The organism is Erwinia sp. L03-1 (assembly GCF_058686115.1).
Map to the genome: position 1 here is coordinate 1,713,153 of NZ_CM178762.1, position 18,353 is coordinate 1,731,505.

Annotated in this window: 12 protein-coding genes and 1 pseudogene; 9 read left to right on the plus strand and 4 right to left on the minus strand. The window is 59.4% G+C overall.

Annotated elements, in window-relative coordinates; all coding sequences use genetic code 11:
- Positions 1 to 22: 22 nt before the first annotated feature.
- Positions 23 to 10,666 (plus strand): hemagglutinin repeat-containing protein, encoded by a 10,644-nt coding sequence (locus AC4PCC_RS07860; protein ID WP_492126978.1) that lies wholly within the window; start codon positions 23 to 25, stop codon positions 10,664 to 10,666.
- The gene (locus tag AC4PCC_RS07865; protein ID WP_492127471.1) at positions 10,666 to 11,169 is read left to right on the plus strand and encodes a contact-dependent growth inhibition system immunity protein; all 504 of its coding nucleotides are present in this window, start codon (positions 10,666 to 10,668) and stop codon (positions 11,167 to 11,169) included. The genes AC4PCC_RS07860 and AC4PCC_RS07865 overlap by 1 nt, the downstream gene beginning before the upstream one ends.
- 46 nt (positions 11,170 to 11,215) lie before the next feature.
- Here AC4PCC_RS07865 and AC4PCC_RS07870 read toward each other — a convergent pair whose 3' ends face one another.
- Entirely contained in the window at positions 11,216 to 11,425 is a 210-nt protein-coding gene (locus AC4PCC_RS07870; protein ID WP_492126979.1) for a SymE family type I addiction module toxin, read from the minus strand.
- Between the two features lie 27 nt (positions 11,426 to 11,452).
- On the opposite strand from AC4PCC_RS07870, the pseudogene AC4PCC_RS07875 reads away from it, so the two are divergent.
- The 7 genes and pseudogenes from AC4PCC_RS07875 to AC4PCC_RS07905 all read left to right on the plus strand — a co-directional run.
- A pseudogene (locus AC4PCC_RS07875) lies at positions 11,453 to 12,901 on the plus strand (MTBMA_p00010-related P-loop-containing protein); the annotation flags it as partial.
- Between the two features lie 28 nt (positions 12,902 to 12,929).
- Positions 12,930 to 13,961 carry a site-specific tyrosine recombinase XerC gene (gene xerC, locus AC4PCC_RS07880; protein ID WP_492126980.1) on the plus strand — a complete coding sequence of 344 codons (1,032 nt, stop codon included), beginning with the start codon at positions 12,930 to 12,932 and terminating at the stop codon, positions 13,959 to 13,961.
- A 56-nt stretch (positions 13,962 to 14,017) separates the two neighbouring features.
- Entirely contained in the window at positions 14,018 to 14,296 is a 279-nt protein-coding gene (locus AC4PCC_RS07885; protein ID WP_492124953.1) for an antitoxin of toxin-antitoxin stability system, read from the plus strand.
- Positions 14,293 to 14,592, plus strand: a complete 300-nt coding sequence (locus AC4PCC_RS07890) for a type II toxin-antitoxin system RelE/ParE family toxin (RefSeq protein WP_492126981.1) — start codon at positions 14,293 to 14,295, stop codon at positions 14,590 to 14,592. The genes AC4PCC_RS07885 and AC4PCC_RS07890 overlap by 4 nt, the downstream gene beginning before the upstream one ends.
- Positions 14,593 to 14,776: 184 nt before the next feature.
- A complete protein-coding gene (locus tag AC4PCC_RS07895) occupies positions 14,777 to 14,938 on the plus strand; it encodes a hypothetical protein (protein WP_492126982.1) in 162 nt (53 codons plus the stop codon).
- Positions 14,939 to 15,467: 529 nt separating this feature from the next.
- Positions 15,468 to 17,171 (plus strand): RNase A-like domain-containing protein, encoded by a 1,704-nt coding sequence (locus tag AC4PCC_RS07900; RefSeq protein WP_492126983.1) that lies wholly within the window; start codon positions 15,468 to 15,470, stop codon positions 17,169 to 17,171.
- Entirely contained in the window at positions 17,168 to 17,464 is a 297-nt protein-coding gene (locus tag AC4PCC_RS07905) for a contact-dependent growth inhibition system immunity protein (RefSeq protein WP_313856306.1), read from the plus strand. Before AC4PCC_RS07900 ends, AC4PCC_RS07905 begins: the two co-directional genes overlap by 4 nt.
- A 34-nt stretch (positions 17,465 to 17,498) precedes the next feature.
- Here AC4PCC_RS07905 and AC4PCC_RS07910 read toward each other — a convergent pair whose 3' ends face one another.
- From AC4PCC_RS07910 to AC4PCC_RS07920, 3 genes are read right to left on the minus strand one after another with little or no spacing between them, the layout of a single operon-like run.
- Positions 17,499 to 17,789: a hypothetical protein gene (locus AC4PCC_RS07910; protein ID WP_492126984.1), complete on the minus strand. Its 291-nt coding sequence runs from the start codon at positions 17,787 to 17,789 to the stop codon at positions 17,499 to 17,501.
- A complete protein-coding gene (locus tag AC4PCC_RS07915) occupies positions 17,701 to 18,084 on the minus strand; it encodes a RepB family protein (RefSeq protein WP_492126985.1) in 384 nt (127 codons plus the stop codon). Before AC4PCC_RS07915 ends, AC4PCC_RS07910 begins: the two co-directional genes overlap by 89 nt.
- Before the next feature lie 14 nt (positions 18,085 to 18,098).
- Complete coding sequence (locus AC4PCC_RS07920) at positions 18,099 to 18,308, minus strand: SymE family type I addiction module toxin (protein ID WP_492126986.1); 210 nt, start codon at positions 18,306 to 18,308, stop codon at positions 18,099 to 18,101.
- Positions 18,309 to 18,353: the final 45 nt, after the last annotated feature.

An 18,353-nucleotide genomic window follows, 5' to 3' on the forward strand; every position in this document is an offset into this window, starting at 1 on the left:
CTAACGATGGACCGAGCGCATTATGAACAAACTTTGCTATCGCATTATTTTTAATAAAGTTCGCGGCATGCTAATGGTGGTGCCCGATATTGCCCGCAGCGGCTACAGCCGCGTTGCCCGTCGCCGCCAGCGCGCTGCGCGGTCAGAGGTGCGGGTGCGAATCAGCCCGGTTTGCTATGCGCTGTGGCTGGCGGCTGGCATGGTCAGCCTGCCTGCGCAGGCGGACATTGTCGCGGACGGCTCCGCACCCGGCAGTCGTCAGCCAACGGTAATGTCAACGGCCAACGGACTGCCGCAGATCAATATCCAGACGCCCGATGCTAACGGCGTCTCTCGCAACCAGTACAGCCAGCTTGATGTCGATGCGCGGGGGGCGATCCTCAACAACAGCCATCAAAATACCCAGACCCAGCTGGGGGGGATGGTGGCGGCTAACCCCTGGCTTGCTAAGCATGAAGCCAGCGTTATTCTCAACGAGGTTAACAGCCGCAATCCCAGCCAGCTGAACGGCTTTATCGAGGTGGCCGGCAAGCGCGCGGAGGTGATTATCGCCAACCCCTCCGGCATCACCTGCAACGGCTGCGGCTTTATTAACGCCAGCCGCAATACCCTCACGACCGGCCAGGCCATTATGGAAAACGGCCAGCTGAAGGGGTTTGATGTCACCGGTGGCCGGATCAATATCGAAGGCAAAGGCCTGAACGGCAGCGATGCCGATTACACCCAGATTATCGCCCGGTCGGTAACGGTTAACGCCAGGCTGCATGCCAGCGAGCTGAAGGTGGTTACCGGGCGCAACAAAGTCGCTACCGACGGCAGCGTCACTGCCGTCAATCCCGGTGATGACGCTACGCGTCCCGCTTTTGCGCTGGACGTGGCGGCCCTGGGCGGGATGTACGCCAATAAAATCACCCTGACCGGCACCGAAAAAGGCGTGGGCGTGCGCAATGCGGGTGAGCTGGGCGCGGGGGCGGGCGAACTGCGCCTGACCGTGGATGGCCAGCTGGAAAACAGCGGCACGATCCAGAGCCAGGATGCCCTGCAAATTGCCAGCCAGGGCGATCAGAATAACAGCGGAAAACTGCTCTCTAAGCAGAACCTGACGCTCTCCTCCGGCGGCACCCTGAGCAACAGCGGCGTCGTCAGCGCCAAGGGTAACGCCACCCTGACGGGCAACCGCATCGACGGCACCGCAGCCGGAACGCTGGCGGCGGGCGTGGACGACAGCGGCACGCTGACCCAGCCCGGCGAGCTGGTACTGACCAGCCAGGGCGAGCTTAAAGCGCAGGGCAAAAATCTGGCGCGCGATCGTATCGCCGCCCGCGGAAGCCGGGTCGATCTGGCCGGAAGCCAGACCTCGGCGGAGCGGGTCGCGCTGACCTCCGCTCAGGGCGATATCACTACCGCAGGCGCAACGGTCACCGGCACGGCGCTTAGCGCGCAGGCGGCCACGCAGCTTACCAACGATGGTGGACAGATCTCGGCGGGTCGCCTGAATATCGCCGCGAAAACCATCAGTAACAACGGCGGCCTGCTGCGCCAGCAAAACGGCGAGGCGTTAACCCTTACTACCGGAACGCTAAGCAACAATCAGGGAACAATTGTTAACCAGGGCGACACCTACCTGCAGGCTGACAGCATTGAAAACCGCAGCGGGCTGATTGCCGGAAACGGCCACGACCTCAGTCTGAATACCCAGCGGCTGGATAACCAGCAGGGCACCGTTCAGCTGGCCGGGGACGGCGCGCTGACGCTCAACGCAGACCAGCTTAACGGCAGTCAGGGAACTCTGATGTCGGCCGGTGGGCTAAGCCTGACCGGTAAGCAGCTCGATCTCTCCGGGGGGCGTACCCAGGCGCAGGCGCTGAGCCTGACGGCGGACAGTCTCAATCACCAGCAGGGGCTGCTTTCGCAGCGGGGAACGGGCGAAATGGCGCTCTCCGTCTCCGGCGGGGTGAACAACCAGGATGGCCGTATGGAAAGCGGCGGCAATCTGCGACTGACCGCCGGCAGCCTGGATAACCAGCGCGGTACGCTGCTGGCGGCGGGCGCAGGCGACCTGCTGCTGACCAGTGATAATGCCCTGAATAACAGCCAGGGATCGCTGCTGGCGGGGCAAAACCTGCGTCTCTCCGCCGCCCGACTGGAAAACCAGCAGGGACTTATCTCGGCCACTGGCGGTGACGCCCGGCTGGATACCCGGCAGGCCATTGACAACGGCCAGGGCCGGATTGAGGCCGTGGCCCAACTTACCGCCCACAGTCAGGGGCTGGACAACAGTGCCGGAACCCTGCTGGGCCGGCAGATCGCCGTCGATACTCAGGATGGCCCCTTCGCCAACGCCAGCGGTAATCTGGTGGCGCAGCAAGACCTTACTCTTTCTGGCGGCGCGGTAGATAACCGCGCGGGCCGCATTCAGTCCGGTAAAGATCTACAGATAGATACTCACGGTCAGTCGCTCAGCAACACCCAGAGCGGCAAGGCTGGGATCCTCAGCGGCGGCAGGCTGACGATCGATGCGGGCGATATGGATAACCGCAGCGGGATCCTTGCTGCGGCAGATGCCGCCCAGCTCAACAGCGGCGCACTGAATAACGCTGGTGGTACGCTGGTATCGGATCGCGGGCTGACGCTCACCACCGATGACGTCGATAATCAGCACGGCCTGCTCCAGGCGGGCGAGGCGCTGACGCTCGACACCCGGGGTGGCTCACTCACTAACAGCGATGGCACGATGGTTGCTGGTGGCGCGCTATCGCTCCTTACCGGGGCCGTGGATAACCAGCGCGGCCTGCTCCAGGCGGGTGACAGGCTGTCGCTCGACACCCAGGGTGCCGCGCTGCGTAACAGCGACAGCGGCGAAAACGGCGGTATTGTCTCGCGGGGCGATATTCAGCTGGCGACCGGGGAAATTGCCGGTGGGCAGGGCGCAATCCTCGGGCAGAATCTTGTCATTGATACCCATCAGCAGGCCTTCGATCAGCAAAATGGCCTGCTGAGCGCGCGCGGTACGCTGCGACTGGACAGCGGGACGCTGAATAATCGCGCCGGGCGCATTCAGTCGGGCGAGAGTCTGCAACTTGATACCCATGGCAGCGCCCTGAACAACCAGCAGAGCGGCACCAAAGGTGGCCTGGTGAGCGGCGGTGACCTCACTCTCAACGCTGGCGACCTGGATAACAGCAGCGGCCTGCTGGCGGCAGCGGGCGATATGCAGCTCAGCGGCGGCACGTTGACCAATACCGATGGCATCCTGTCATCGGATAAAGCGCTGAACCTGGTGACCGGCGCGGTGGAGAATCAACGCGGCCTGCTCCAGGCGGGCACTGCGCTGTCGCTGGATACCCAGGGCGCACGGCTCAGCAATACCGACAGCGGCGACACCGCAGGCATTATCGCTGGCGGTGACCTGCGGCTCTCCACCGGGCAGATTGACGGCGGCAAGGGCGCGATTATTGGGCAGAACGTTACTATTGATACGCATCAGCAGGCCTTTGACCATCAGCAGGGGCTGCTCGGCGCACGGGGGACATTGCAGCTGGACAGCGGCACGCTGAACAACCGTGCCGGACGGATCCAGTCCGCTCAGGATCTGCAGCTCGACACCCACGGCAACAGTCTGATCAACCGGGAGAGCGGCACGACGGGCGGCGTGACGGGCGGTGGGGTGCTGACGCTGCGTACCGGCGACATTGATAATCAGGACGGCGTACTGACCGCCAGAGGCGACACGCAAATTACCGGCGGTAAGCTGAACAACCGCGGCGGCACGCTGGCCAGCGGCAGCGGGCAGCTCGGCCTGATGGTAGGAGAGGTGCAGAATCAGGGCGGCCTGCTCCAGGCGGCAGGGGATATGACGCTGGATACGCAGGGAGGCGCGCTGATCAACACCGACAGCGGCGATCGTCGCGGCATTGTCGCGATGAAAAACCTCACCCTGCGCAGCGCCGGGCTGAATAATCAGAGCGGATTTATCGCCGCTCAGGGTGCGGCGACGCTGACGGCGGATGCACTCAACAACGCCCAGGGACAGGTGGCAGGCAACGCAGGCCTGACGCTCAATGGCAAAGCCATCAATAACAGCGACGGCAGGCTGCAATCGGCGGGCGATATTATTATCGACACCGCCGGTCAGACGCTGATCAACCAGCGCGGCACCATTGCCGGTTCGGCCAATACCCGCATCAACAGCGGGCTGCTGGACAACCAGCAGGGGCATATTCAGGGCGGCCAGGACCTGACGCTGAACACCGGACAAAATGCGCTGCTCAACCAGGGCGGCAGCCTGATTTCGGCGGGCACACTGACGCTTACCGCAGACCAGCTAAACAATCAGTCCGGCCAGCTACAGAGCGTCGGCAACGGCTGGGTAACCCTTGCCAGGCAGCTTGATAATACCGGTGGGCTGATACGCGGCGGCCAGGGGCTGGATATCACCACGCCGCAGCTGATCAACCGGGAAACCCGGCAGGATGGCAAAGGCATAGAGGCGACAAACCTGACCCTGCAAGCCGACACGCTGGACAATACCCACGGCGCGCTGCGGGCAAGCAGCAGGCTGGCGCTCACCGTGCGGCAGGCGCTGCAAAACGTTAGCGGGCTTATCTCATCAACGGATACCCTGAAGGTACAGGATGCCGCCCAGGGCCAGACGCTGGCGATAAACAACCTCCAGGGCGTAATGATCAGCGGCAGGGAGGGGCAAATCAACGCCGCCTCGCTGAGCGGCGACGGGCAGGTGCTGTCGCAGGGTGACCTTGGCATCACGCTGGCGAAGGACTTCCACAACCTTGCGGAGGTCAAAGCTAACGGTTCGCTGCGGCTGACCACGCCGGGTACTGTCACCAACGACGGCATCATCACCGGGCAGCAGGCGCTCTGGCTGACCGCGCAGAACGTCAATAACCAGGCCACGGGCGAAATCAGCGGGCAGAGCACTCATATCACCGCGGGCGATACCCTTAACAATACCGGTCTGATTGACGGCGGGCTGACGCATCTGGTCGCCGGGGTACTTAACAACACCGGCACCGGACGCATCTACGGCGACCATATCGCCATTGCGGCGGCGGTGCTGAATAACCTGAGCGCGAATGGCAAAGCAGCGGTGATCGCCGCTCGCGACCGGCTCGACATCGCCGCCGACACGGTCAATAACCGCGATCACGCGCTGATCTACAGCGCCGGGGAGATGCGCTTTGGCGGCCAGCTGGACGAAAACGACCAGGCCACAGGGCAGGGCCGTCAGCTTAATAACCACGGGGCGACAATCGAGGCCGGAGGCAATGCGACCATCGCGATGGCGGAGGTGAACAACACCAACCGCCAGCTTACTACCGAGACGGTGATGACGGAAAACGCCCAGCACCATGAGGCGGTTCTGAAGGGTAAGACCACCCGCTACGACTGGGATAAGGTCAATACCAGCCATAAAAACAAATATGGCGTGCATAGCGCTACCATGCCGGACGGCACCAGCGGCAGCGAATTCTACGAATACAACTACAAGCGCGTGGTCAACGAAACCCAGATCAAAGAGAGCGATCCGGGCAAAATCCTCTCCGGCGGCAACATGACCTTTACCGCCAACCGGCTGGCTAACCAGGATAGCCAGATTGTGGCGGGCGCGACGCTGGGCGGTCAGATAGGCGAACTGGATAACCAGGCGACCAAAGGCGTGCGGGTCACCACCGATGACGGCAAGGTCGTACGCTGGTATTCAAAGAAAAAGAAAAAGAAACTCGGTGGCACCAAGACGTCGCAGGGCAAAAGCAGCAGCAACTATCGCCCGGCGGTGGTCACCGAAACTATCGATCTGAAAACCCTCGCCTGGCAGGCTAACGCGGCCCCGCAGGGGAGCGGCTATCAGACCGGCAGTCGACAACAGCAGACGGTTACCACCCAGGCCAGCGCGGTCGGCGCGGCGGGTGGGCAGCAGGCAACCCAGGCGGTGACGCTGGCGTCTCATGACGTCACGGACGCGGCGCTTCCCGGCGACGCGCTGCGCTACAGCGGCACCATCACCCTGGAAAATCTGGGCAGCATCAAGGATCATCCGCTGGTTCTGCCGCCCGGGCAGCAGTTCTCGCTGACGCTTCCCGCCACGGTGGTCAACGGGCAGAGCATCACGCCGGTGATCCGCGCGGTTTCGCCGGACACCCGACTGCCGGACAACAGCCTGTTTGCCCTGCAGCCCGCCAGCGACAGCCGCTATCTGGTGGAGACCGATCCGCGCTTCACCAACCAGAAGCAGTGGCTAAGCAGCGACTACATGCAGACGGCCCTGCCGTCGTCCAACGGGCAGACGCTCAAAAGGCTTGGCGATGGCTACTACGAACAGCGCGTGGTGCGCGACCAGATTATTCAGATGACCGGTAATCGCTATATCAGCGGCTACAACAATGATGAAGAGCAGTACCGTGCGCTGATGAATAACGGCGTGGCCTTTGGTCAGCAGTATCAGCTGGAACTTGGCGTGGCGCTGACGCCTGCCCAGATGGCGCTGCTGACCAGCGACATTGTCTGGCTGGTTAACCAGATGGTGACGCTGCCGGACGGCACGCAGCAGACGGTGCTGGTGCCGCAGGTCTATGCGAAGGTTAAAGAGGGCGATCTGACCGGTGACGGCGCGCTGATGGGCGGCAATAACGTGGCGCTCAGCGCACAGAACGACATTACCAACAGCGGCACCATTCAGGGTCGCGAGGTGACGCAGCTGACGGCGCAAACGCTGACCAACAGCGGCTATATTAACGGCAACCAGGTCGCGCTGACCGCCCGTCAGGACATCAATAACCTCGGCGGCCAGATTACCGGTGGTGATAGCGTATCGCTGCTGGCCGGGCGCGATATCACCAGCCAGACGACGCTGCGCAGCGACGGTACTGACCGCTGGGTGGATCGTGCCGCCGGGATCTATGTGCAGAACCCGGACGGTGCGCTGACGCTCAGTGCGATGAACAATATCACTCTGAGCGGGAGCGATATCGGTAACGCCGGGAAAAACGGTATCACGCAGCTACAGGCAGGGAACGATCTGACCCTGGGCACCGTTGCCACCCGGCACAGTGAAAACGATACCTGGGGACGCGACAACTATCGTCACCTCTCTCAGCAGACCGACGTCGGCACCCGTATAACGACCGCAGGCGACCTGCAGCTCAGCGCCGGGCAGGATATCCGCGCCAGCGCGGCGGACGTGGCCGCGGGTGGCGCGCTCACCGCCAGCGCCGGGCGCGATATTGCGCTTAGCACCGGCAGCAGCAGTAGCGATCTGACTGAACACAGTAAGCAGAGCAGCAAAGGGTTTATGTCGGGCAGCAGCGTGGAAACCCACGATGAGGCGCACGACCAGCAGGCGCTCAGCACCACGCTGAGCGGCGACAGCGTGCAGCTACAGGCCGGACGTGATATCACCATTAGCGGCAGCAACGTCGCGGGGACGCAGGACGTTAACCTCTCGGCGGGTCGCGATCTGACCGTGACCACCGCCGCTGAGGCGCATGATGAAACGCATCTCGTCGACGAGAGAAAAACCGGCCTGATGGGCACCGGCGGCATCGGCCTCACTTACGGCCAGGCGCAGCAGAAGACGACCACCGATACCACTGGCTCGCTCAGTAAAGGCAGCACGGTGGGCAGCAGCGACGGCAGCGTGACCCTGACCGCCAATAACCAGGTGCAGGTGCACGGCAGCGATGTTATCGCCGGGAAAGATCTGACGGTCACCGGCAGCGATGTCTCTATCACCGCGGCGGAAAACAGCCACACCGCGCTGACTAAAACCGAACAGAAACAGAGCGGCTTTACGCTGGCGCTCTCCGGTGCGGCCGGTTCGGCAGTCAACACGGCGGTGCAAACCGCGCATCAGGCCCAGGATACCGACGACAGCCGCCTGCAGGCCCTGCAGGCGACCAAAGCGGCCCTGAGTGGCGTTCAGGCGGCACAGGCCGTGGCGCTGGATGCCGCAAAAGGCGCGGGCGACAATAAAAATAATGACACCGTGGGGATCAGTCTTACCTATGGCAGTCAGTCCTCGCGCAGCGAAACCCTGACGCAGAGCACCCAGGCACAGGGCAGCACCCTGAACGCCGGGAATAATCTGCAAATCACCGCGAACGGCCAGGCAGCGGGCAGCCAGGGGGATATCGCGGTCACCGGCAGCCAGCTGAAAGCCGGGCAGAATCTGGGCCTGGATGCGAAGCGCGATATCACCCTGCTGTCAGCCCAGAACACCGAACGTACCGACGGGAAAAATGAAAGCCACGGCAGCAGCGCGGGCGTCGGGCTGGGTATAGGCTCCGGCGGTGCCAGCGTCAGCGTCTCAGCCAGCATCAACCAGGGGCGGGGCAGTGAGAAGGGCAACGGCCTGACCCACACCAACACTACGCTGGATGCGGGGCAGGCCGTTACGCTCAACAGCGGCCGCGACACCACGCTGAAAGGGGCGCAGGTCAGCGGCGAGAAAGTGACGGCGGACGTCGGGCGCAACCTGTCGCTGCAGAGCGAACAGGACAGCGACCGCTATGACAGCAAACAGCAGAGCGTCAGCGCCGGTGGGCAGGTGGGCATCGGGCTGGGCTCAACGGGCGCGGGCCTGAACGGCTCGGTCAACGTCAACCTGAGCCGTGACAAACTGCACAGCAACTACGACAGCGTGACGGACCAGACCGGTCTGTTTGCCGGTCAGGGCGGCTTCGACGTGACGGTGGGCAACCATACGCAGCTGGACGGGGCGGTTATCGGGTCGACGGCTGCGGCAGATAAAAATAAACTTGATACCGGCACGCTGGGCTGGAGCGATATCGACAACAGGGCGGACTTTAAAGCCGAACACCAGAGCGTGGGTATCAGCACCGGCGGCGGCGTTGCCGGGATGCTGGCGGGAAATATGGCGAGCGCGCTGCTGACCGGCGCAAACAACAGCGGCCACGATTCCAGCACCACAAAGGCCGCGATCTCGGACGGCACGGTAGCGATCCGCGATCGGCAGAACCAGCAGCAGGACGTGGCAAACCTCAGCCGTGATGCGGAGAATGCCAATCCGGGCCTGAAGCAAATCTTCGACAAAGAGAAAGAGCAGAAGCGGCTACAGCAGGCGCAGCTGATAGGTGAGATAGGGTCACAGGTCGGGGATATTGCACGGACGCAGGGTGAGATAGTGGCAACCCGTGCGGCAAATGATAAAATCAGCGGGGCCTCGCAGCACGACCGCGATAAAGCCCTGGCCGATTTGAAAAAGCAGGACCCGTCGAAAGAGTATGATGCGCAGGAAATAGAAAAACAGGTTTACCAAAACTTCTATAATCAGGCTTTCGCAGAAAGCGGGTTCGGTACGGGCGGCAGCCTGCAACAGGGTATTCAGGCCGCCACGGCGGCGGTGCAGGGCCTGGCGGGCGGTAACCTGAATGCGGCGATAGCGGGTGCAGCGGCACCGTATCTGGCAGAAGTTATCCATAAAGAAACGATGACAAAGGGCCCCGACGGCAAGGACGTGATAAACGTCGAGGCGAATCTGATAGCGCACGCGGTACTGGGCGCGGTGGTGGCGCAGGCGCAGGGTAACTCAGCGCTGGCGGGCGCGGCAGGTGCAGCGGCGGGAGAATATATTGCCCAGCAGCTTTACCCGGGCGTCCCGCATGATAAACTAACTGAAGGAGAGAAGCAGAAGATAAGTGCCCTGGGCACGCTGGCCGCAGCACTGGCCGGCGGCGTAGCCGGAGACAGTACATCGGCCGCGGTGGCTGGTGGCCAGGCAGGGAAGAATGCGGTTGAGAATAATTATTTAAGCAGTACTCAGGCACTGAACTTTGATAAAGAGCTGTCGGACTGCCGGAAATCTGGTGGTGACTGTCAGGGCGTTATTGATAAATGGAAGGCTATTAGCGATAAGCAGAGCGCCGAAACCGATCAGAAGCTGAAGGATAATCCGCTGGAAGCCGTTGTGGTTAATAAAGACAGCGCGCAGGGCGGCATTGATATGACAGAGCGCCCCGGCTGGCTGGGTAACTTCCCCGGCGTGGACGTAATGACTAGCGATGAAGCCAAAGCTTACGTTCAGCAGTGGAACGGTCATGACCTGGCGAAAATAGATCAAAATAGTCCTGAATGGATGAAATATGCGGCGTTCGCATCTGATCCGGATAATCAGGCTATGCTGGTCTCCGGTGGGCTGCTGGCGAAAGATATAACCAAAGCGGCTATATCGTTTATGAGCCGTAATACCGCAACTGCTACAGTCAAAGCCTCAGCAGTCGGGATGCAGTGGGGGCAGGGAAATATGAAACAGGGAATGCCGTGGGAGGATTATGTTGGTAAATCGCTACCTGCTGATGCCCGTTTGCCCCAGAACTTTAAAACCTTTGATTATTATGACGGTGCGACCAAAACCGCAGTAAGCGCTAAGTCAATGGATACTCAGACAATGGCGAAACTGGCTAATCCGAATCAGGTTTACAATTCGATCAAAGGGAATATTAATGCTGCTGCGAAATTTGAAACATACACTCTTTCCAGAAAAACAATTAATTCTTCTATGATTTCTAACAGAGAGATCCAACTTGCTGTTCCTGCTAATACAACTAAAACACAGTGGACAGAGATAAACCGGGCCATAGAATATGGTAAAGCTCAGGGCGTCAAAGTGACAGTAACTCAGGTGAAATGATGGACTTTAATAAAGATCAGGATTATTGGGCTAGCTGCTACTGCACCAATGAATTTTTGCTTATTGAAACTCAATCTGGATTGGGTATGGTTGCGGCAGATCCTCTTTTTCCATCCTATTTATTACAGCCAGATGCCAATGAACGTGATATTGGAGAGACAATATTCCAGGCACTATCTGATAGTCGTACATTGAATGTTTTGGAAGAGCGTGTTGATTTTTTTGATCTCGAAAAAGGCAAAAAGCAATACGCGGCCTGGATAGCTATGTTGATGGAAAAATATGGCTATAAATCTAAAAAAGCACTCTTCAAAGATATGAAAAACTGTGGCATTCATCTGGTAAATGACTCAATCACTATCTCCCCTACACGCCATGAAAAACTGGAAGCCTGGGGACGAACGAAAGGAGATAGGATTGAAGATGTTATTCTTTCTTCAGACAGCTCCCCATCTGAAATCGGCGCAGGCTTACGGTTAGCGCTCAGTCGTTGTAAAGGTTAAACAAGAAAATCCCGGCCAACCTGGCCGGGATTATTTTACCCGCCGCTTACTCCTCAGCCAGCCGGATGAGCAACTCACCCTGTTCACAAATCACCTCAATCTTCCTGCCTGTCTCAAACCCCAGATCCCCCATCCAGTGGCCCTTTAGGGTGATGGATGGTGACGGCTGAAACTTCCGCTGATCCCGGATATAGCCCACGGTATAACGCCGGGCTTTGGTTGAAACGTGTTCTGACTTATGATGTTGCGCAGCCATGATAACTACCTCGTATAGTTGTTGTGGTTAACGGTATCGGGTGAGGATGAAGCCGCAGCCCTTGCGCTGCTGAAATCCCCTGACCTGGCAGAGCGCATCGTCAGTGACCTGGCAGCCTGCGGGGTGGTGGGTGAATCGACCAACCTGCTGACCGGCTATCTGGCGGCGACGTCCCGCAAGCTGGACAGGCCGCTTGCGGTGCTTATCCAGTCTTCCTCGGCGGCGGGCAAGTCGTCGCTGATGGACGCCGTGCTCGGCCTGATGCCGGAGGAAGAGCGGGTGCAGTACAGCGCCATGACCGGGCAGAGCCTGTACTACCTGGGTGAAACCTCGCTCCAGCACAAAATCCTGGCGATAGCAGAGGAGGAAGGGGTGCGCCAGGCAGCGTATGCGCTGAAGCTGTTGCAGAGTGACGGGGAGCTGAAGATAGCATCAACCGGCAAGGATGAGTCCAGCGGCGAGCTGGTGACGCGGGAGTACAGCGTGAAGGGGCCGGTGATGCTGATGCTGACGACCACGGCGTCTGACGTGGACGAAGAGCTGCTGAACCGCTGCCTGGTGCTGACGGTGAACGAGTCCAGGGAGCAGACGCAGGCAATACACGCGCTTCAGCGCAGGGCGCAGACGCTGGCCGGGTTACTGGCGGTGAATGAAAAGCAGTATCTGACCCGGCTGCACCAGAACGCGCAGCGGTTGCTCAGGCCGTTAAAAGTGGTGAATCCTTATGCTGAACGGCTCACCTTCCTCAGTGATAAAACCCGGACGCGGCGCGACCATATGAAATACCTGACGCTGATACAGAGCGTTGCGTTGCTGCACCAGTATCAGCGGGAGGTTAAGCGGGCTGAGCACCGGGGTTCGTTCATTGAATACATCCGGGTACAGCCGTCAGACATCCGGCTTGCCAACCGGCTGTCACATGAAATACTGGGTCGCACACTGGACGAGATGCCGCCACAGACCCGGAAGCTGTTGATACTGTTACGCGAAATGGTGGAGGCGATGGCCAGCGTGCAAAACTGTCCGGCTTCAGAAATACGCTTCACGCGGCGTGATATCCGGGCGTGGACGAACTGGAGCGACAGCCAGCTGAAGAATCACTGCCTGCGCCTGACGGAGATGGAGTATCTGCTGCTGCACGGCGGCTGTCGCGGGCACCTGCTGCGCTATGAGCTGCTGTGGGACGGCGGTAACGGTGAAGAGGCGCACCTGTGCGGGCTGCTGGATGTGGAGAATAACGAAGGCGACGAACGCAAGTCTGGCTCTGATAAAGGCAAGTCTGATAAAGATGAAAGTAAGTCTGCCTTAAGTCCGGGGCAAGTCGGGGCTAAGTCTGACCGGCAAAAAGTGGCCTCAGAGCAGATGACACAGGGGCCGGGCGCTCCGCAAGTCTGCCCTGACGAAAACGCAGTAATCAGGAAGAAAAATAAAATCGTGCTGCCACCTTCGCCCTCGTTACCCGGAACCTCTTCTTAGCCGCCAGCCCTGACACCGGAGCGTCAACATGGCCAACCGCAAACCCAGCTCAAACCGCCTGCTTACCGTCAATGAAATCTACCGCCAGCCGGTCGGTCCGGCAACGCATCCGAAAAGCCTGTACGCGCTGCTGCTGCGGTTCGTGAAGTGGCGGCGTGAGCGGAACTGGTCAGAGACCACGCTGAAGACCCAGACGCATCACAGCTACCGCTTTATCCTGTGGGCCGCCGAGCGTGGTATCCACTACGCGGCAGAGGTGACGCGCCCGGTGCTGGAGCGTTACCAGCGTTACCTGTACGGCTACCGCAAGAGCAACGGCGAACCGCTTACCAGCCGGACGCAGCGCACCACGCTCCAGCCGCTTCAGGTGTGGTTCAGCTGGATGGCGAAACAGGGGCTGATACTGGCGAATCCCGCCGCCGACCTGGAGCTGCCACGACTGGAGAAACGTCTGCCCCGGACGATACTGAGCGTGGAACAGGTGGAGGATATCGTGAGCCTGTGCGACCTGAGCACGCTTCAGGGTATCCGTGACCGGGCGCTGCTGGAGCTGCTGTGGTCAACGGGTATCCGGCGGGGTGAGGTGGCCAGCCTTGAGATATACAGCGTGGACTTCAGGCGGAAGATACTGACCATCGTGCAGGGCAAAGGAAAGCAGGACAGAGTGATACCGGTGGGTGAGCGGGCGCTGTGGTGGCTTAACCGCTGGCTGCATCATGTGCGGCCAGAGCTGCTGGCGGCAGCGGACTGTAAGGCGCTGTTCCTGGCCATGGACGGTCTGGCAGGTCTGACGGCCAGCGGCATCACCATGGCCGTGGTGCCTTACTTAAGAGCGGCGGGTATCGACAAAGGGAGCTGCCACCTGTTCCGCCATGCGATGGCCACGCAGATGCTGGAGAACGGCGCGGACCTCAGATGGATACAGGCGATGCTGGGCCACCGGAGCGTTGAATCAACCCAAATCTACACGCAGGTGAGTATCCGGGCGTTGCAGGCGGTGCATGCGCGTACGCATCCTGCGGAGCAGGGGGACAGCGAGAAACCAGACAATATGGAGTAAAGGTAATGATAAGGTATATACTTGGTCAGTACTTAAGCGGAATGAGAGAAAGAACCATGCCTAAAGAAGCGGTGTTCACGATGAAGCTGGAAAGCTCGCTGCGGGAAGACTTTATCGCCGCAGCGAAAGCCAGTGACAGACCAGCCTCGCAGGTAATACGCGAGCTGATGCGGGACTACATCCGGCGCCAGACCGAGAGCCGGGCTTACGATGCTTACCTGGCGCAGAAAGTGGAGCGAGGGCGCCAGGACATACGGGCAGGTAACGTTGTGGGCAATGAAGAGGTTGAAGCGCAGTTCGCCGCGCGTCGTGCGAAACTGACGGGGAAAGCATGAAGGTGCTCTGGGCGCAGGAAGCGCTCAACAACCGTACAGCAATATGGGATTACCTGGCAGAACGAAATCCGCTGGCTGCGATGGAACTGGATGAACGGTTCAACGAAGCAGCAGCCAGGCTGGCGGAGCATCCGCTGATGGGTGAAGCGGGGAAAATAGCCGGTACGCGAGAGCTGATACCGCATGAGCATTACCGGCTTGTGTACGAGACGGATGAAGAGGCCGGTATCGTCTGGATAGTGACGCTGATCCACACAGCCCGGTGCTGGCCGCCGGTATCGCCGGAAAGCCCGTAAGCCCTCTGTGAGCCGGGTTGTTCCGTGCACGGCAGAGCGCCGCATCCGTGCGGCGATCTGCCTTCATCGCGTCCCGTATGCGCGGGGGTAAACGGCCGCCCGGCCAGCGCTAAGCGGTGACGTTCTCTGCGTTCATGCTGCTGGCCGAACGTCCGTTCAACATAATGTGCGGGTATTACGCGAAATGGCCCGTCGTGGCGTGCCACAACGCGAAACGAACATTATGCCTGCGCCGTTGAAGTACCGGGCGCTGCGCATAAAACCGGCCTTCAGTGGGCGGCTTGCCCCGCGTTCAGCAACGGGTGTGCCGCCGTCCCTGGCGGTTCAGCCACAGCGCCGTCTGTGAGAACCCGCCTCAGTCCCCTCATCGTCTTCAGGCAACAGCAATAAGGGTTGTCGGCCTCCGGCCTCCGCTGAAAACAGTTTATGCCCGCCCTGCTGCGTCTGTCTGCGTCGGCTCATGCCGCGCGGTAAAGAAGCGCGTCACTCGTTCCCGCCACAGCCAGCTTCCGCTCCCACCCTGGCCCGCAGTGATATGTAAGCCCGGCGTCACCTCAGGTTCCGGCGCACAGGCGGCTAAAGGCTGTCCGGCACCGCGCGGTCATGCATGATCGTCACCTCTTCATACAACAGTGAACCGACGGCTAAAGAGGGAGGCCATGAGCCGTCTTGCAGCCAGTCATCCAGTGAAGCGACAGAGTTGCCTTCAGAGCGCCTTCCCGGCGCTTGCGGGCCTCGCCAGCCCGGACCCGGCAGACGGTTCCCCGGGCCACAGGCAAGCTGCGGCCCGGGGAACCGCCGCAAAGGGAAAACCGGTAATGACAGCGGAGAACATGCTGTTAAAATGCGCGGCAGGATAACGCAGAGAAAGCGGGATGAAGCGGATAAGGAAAGTGCTGGCGTGGCTGTTATGCCTGGTGATGTTCACCAGCGCGGTAGCGTGCACGGGCGAAAAAAGCGCGTCGGGGCAAAAAGTTGTGACGCCGGTTCTGCAACAGGTAAAACCTGATGTAACTGACGGAATGCACAGGGGAAAAAACGGTCAGGAAGCAGAATCCGCATCGGACATCCGCGATCAGCTGATAGGGGAGATAGGGAGTCAGGTTGGGGATATCGCGCGGACGCAGGGTGAGATAGCCGGTGAGAAAGCGAAGAAAGAGCCGTCTGCCCTTCAGACTGCGAGAGAAAAGCTGGCGAGCGAGGGCAACCTGCGTCCCAGCGCCGATGAAATAGCCAAACAGGCCTATATAACGGCAACGGCTCAATTCGGCACGGGAAGCAGCCTGCAACAGGGTATTCAGGCCGCCACGGCGGCGGTGCAGGGCCTGGCGGGCGGTAACCTGAATGCGGCGATAGCGGGTGCAGCGGCACCGTATCTGGCAGAAGTTATCCATAAAGAAACGATGACAAAGGGCCCTGACGGCAAGGACGTGATAAACGTCGAGGCGAATCTGATAGCGCACGCGGTACTGGGCGCGGTGGTGGCGCAGGCGCAGGGTAACTCAGCGCTGGCGGGCGCGGCAGGTGCAGCGGCGGGAGAATATATTGCCCAGCAGCTTTACCCGGGCGTCCCGCATGATAAACTAACTGAAGAAGAGAAGCAGAAGATAAGTGCCCTGGGCACGCTGGCCGCAGCACTGGCCGGCGGCGTAGCCGGAGACAGTACATCGGCCGCGGTGGCTGGCGGCCAGGCAGGGAAGAATGCGGTTGAGAATAACTCGCTGAGTGTGCCGGAAAACCAAGACCGAGCCAAAGAAATGACTCAGTGTCAGGGAAGTAAGGCTTGCACCGCCGTAGTTGAGAAATACAAGAAGATTAACGCCGAACAGCATGAAAGTGTTGTGAACTGTACCGGCGCTCAAGACTGTGTCGATAAGGCTAATGAAGTCGGCAAGTTACAGGCAGATTACGCTAATCGTACCAACGAGTTGATGGAAAAAGCGCGGGCTAACGGTAGTTTAAGCCCGGAAGAACAGAACGAATTATCTATTCTTCAGGTCACTACTATCCAGTTGGAAGCAGACAGAAATGCGGCGATCCACAACGCGCTAATGTCTGGCAATTCATCTGAAGCGAAGCAGCTTGTTATCAATTCGCTAGCCCAGGTGGCAGGAACTAGCGCAGCGGGAATTGCGGCAGGGATCGGTAAAGGATCAGGGGCGAAAGAAACAACAGCGACGGGACAAAGCAGCACCATTGTGCCCGGCGGTGGATTGGCGGCCCATGAGAAAGCAGGTGGCCATTTGATTGATCGGCATGTAGGAAAAACTGAAGCGGAGTTATTTGATAGAGTGTCTATAGGCAATACAAAAACAGCATCTACATTTACTGATAGAGCTACAGCAGAAGCTGTGACAAGCAAAGTTATTGATAGCAATCAGTCGAAGATCCAGAGTTATTTATCTGGTAGCCAAAAGGGTTACCTGGAACTTGATTATCAATCTTCTACTGCTATTGGTATTAGTGTTACTAGCGGGGCTACAAGTGCTGTACCAGCCACAAATGCCAGAATTATCATTGGAAGAGATCCTTCAATGCCTGATGGGTATAAAATCATTACTGGGTATCCAACACCATGAGTATTAAAGAAAAGTATCCTTCTTTGTCATATCTGCTGAGGTGTTATTTTAACCAGGATTTTGAGGTGCTGTTTGGTAATGCGGATGAAACATTGGCTGCTTACAAAGCTACCGAGACTGCGGAGGAGCGGTTGCAGATGAAATCTGAAATAGATTATCTGCTGGCACTTTCTCTATCAGATGAAGAATTACAGGACATCCTACTTAACAAAATTGATTGTAGCTATTATTACCCTAATGAATGGTCTTCTTCTGAAGAGTGGTTGAAGCATATATATAAAAAAATGAGCTGAAAAGCTCCCGGCCAACTGGCCGGGAGCTTTGCTTCTACGCCAGAAATCCCCCATCTTCCCGGCGCTGCAACCGGATCACCCCGGGCGCAGCGGTGATCTCCAGTTGTGCCACATCGGTGATCCCGGACTCGATGATCCAGTCTCCGGCGATGATCAGCTCGCCGTTCTCCCGTACCCAGTCCGCCCCCAAATCTTGCCGCTGTTGGCTGGCTTCACACTGTGCGTTCCAGGTGGCTTCATCGGTGACGAGGGTGATCCACAGGCCATCGGGCCGCAGCGTGAGCTGTAACGGTGTGCCGGGGGTAAAACCCAGCCCGGCCAGCATGCCGCCGTCGATCGTCAGCTCCGGGATCGGTTGGGGTGTGAAGGTGATGTTCATGCTGACCCATATCGATATAGCGCCGGAAGTCGTCGCCCTCGAGGCTCTTGCACAGGGCCTCATGGGGACCGGTGATCAGCTGTTCCAGCATCTGGCGCTGGGTCAGGCCGTGATGGTGCGCCAGTCGTTCAAGCGCAAAATGGGCGACGAGGCTCACCTCGATGTTCAGGCGCGTGTTCACCCCATCGCGGCGACGGCGTGCGCGGTACTCGGCCTGACGTTGTGCGTTGGTCTTGGCCATGATGAACCTCCCTGTTACTGCGTAACGACGCGGATGATCAACTGACCCGGCGCGGTGATCACTTCGATCTTCTGGCCGGTGGTGAATCCCAGCGATCCCAGCCAACGTCCCTTGAGGGTGAGCTGAGGGAGCGGGTTGGGCCTGCCGCCGTTGGGGCGGTAGCCGACAATGCTCTTGCGGGCTTGGGGTGTGGCGGGTTCTGACTTATGATGTTGCTCAGCCATATCAACTACTCCTAACTAGTTGTTGTGGTTAGCGGGTTGTCGGTG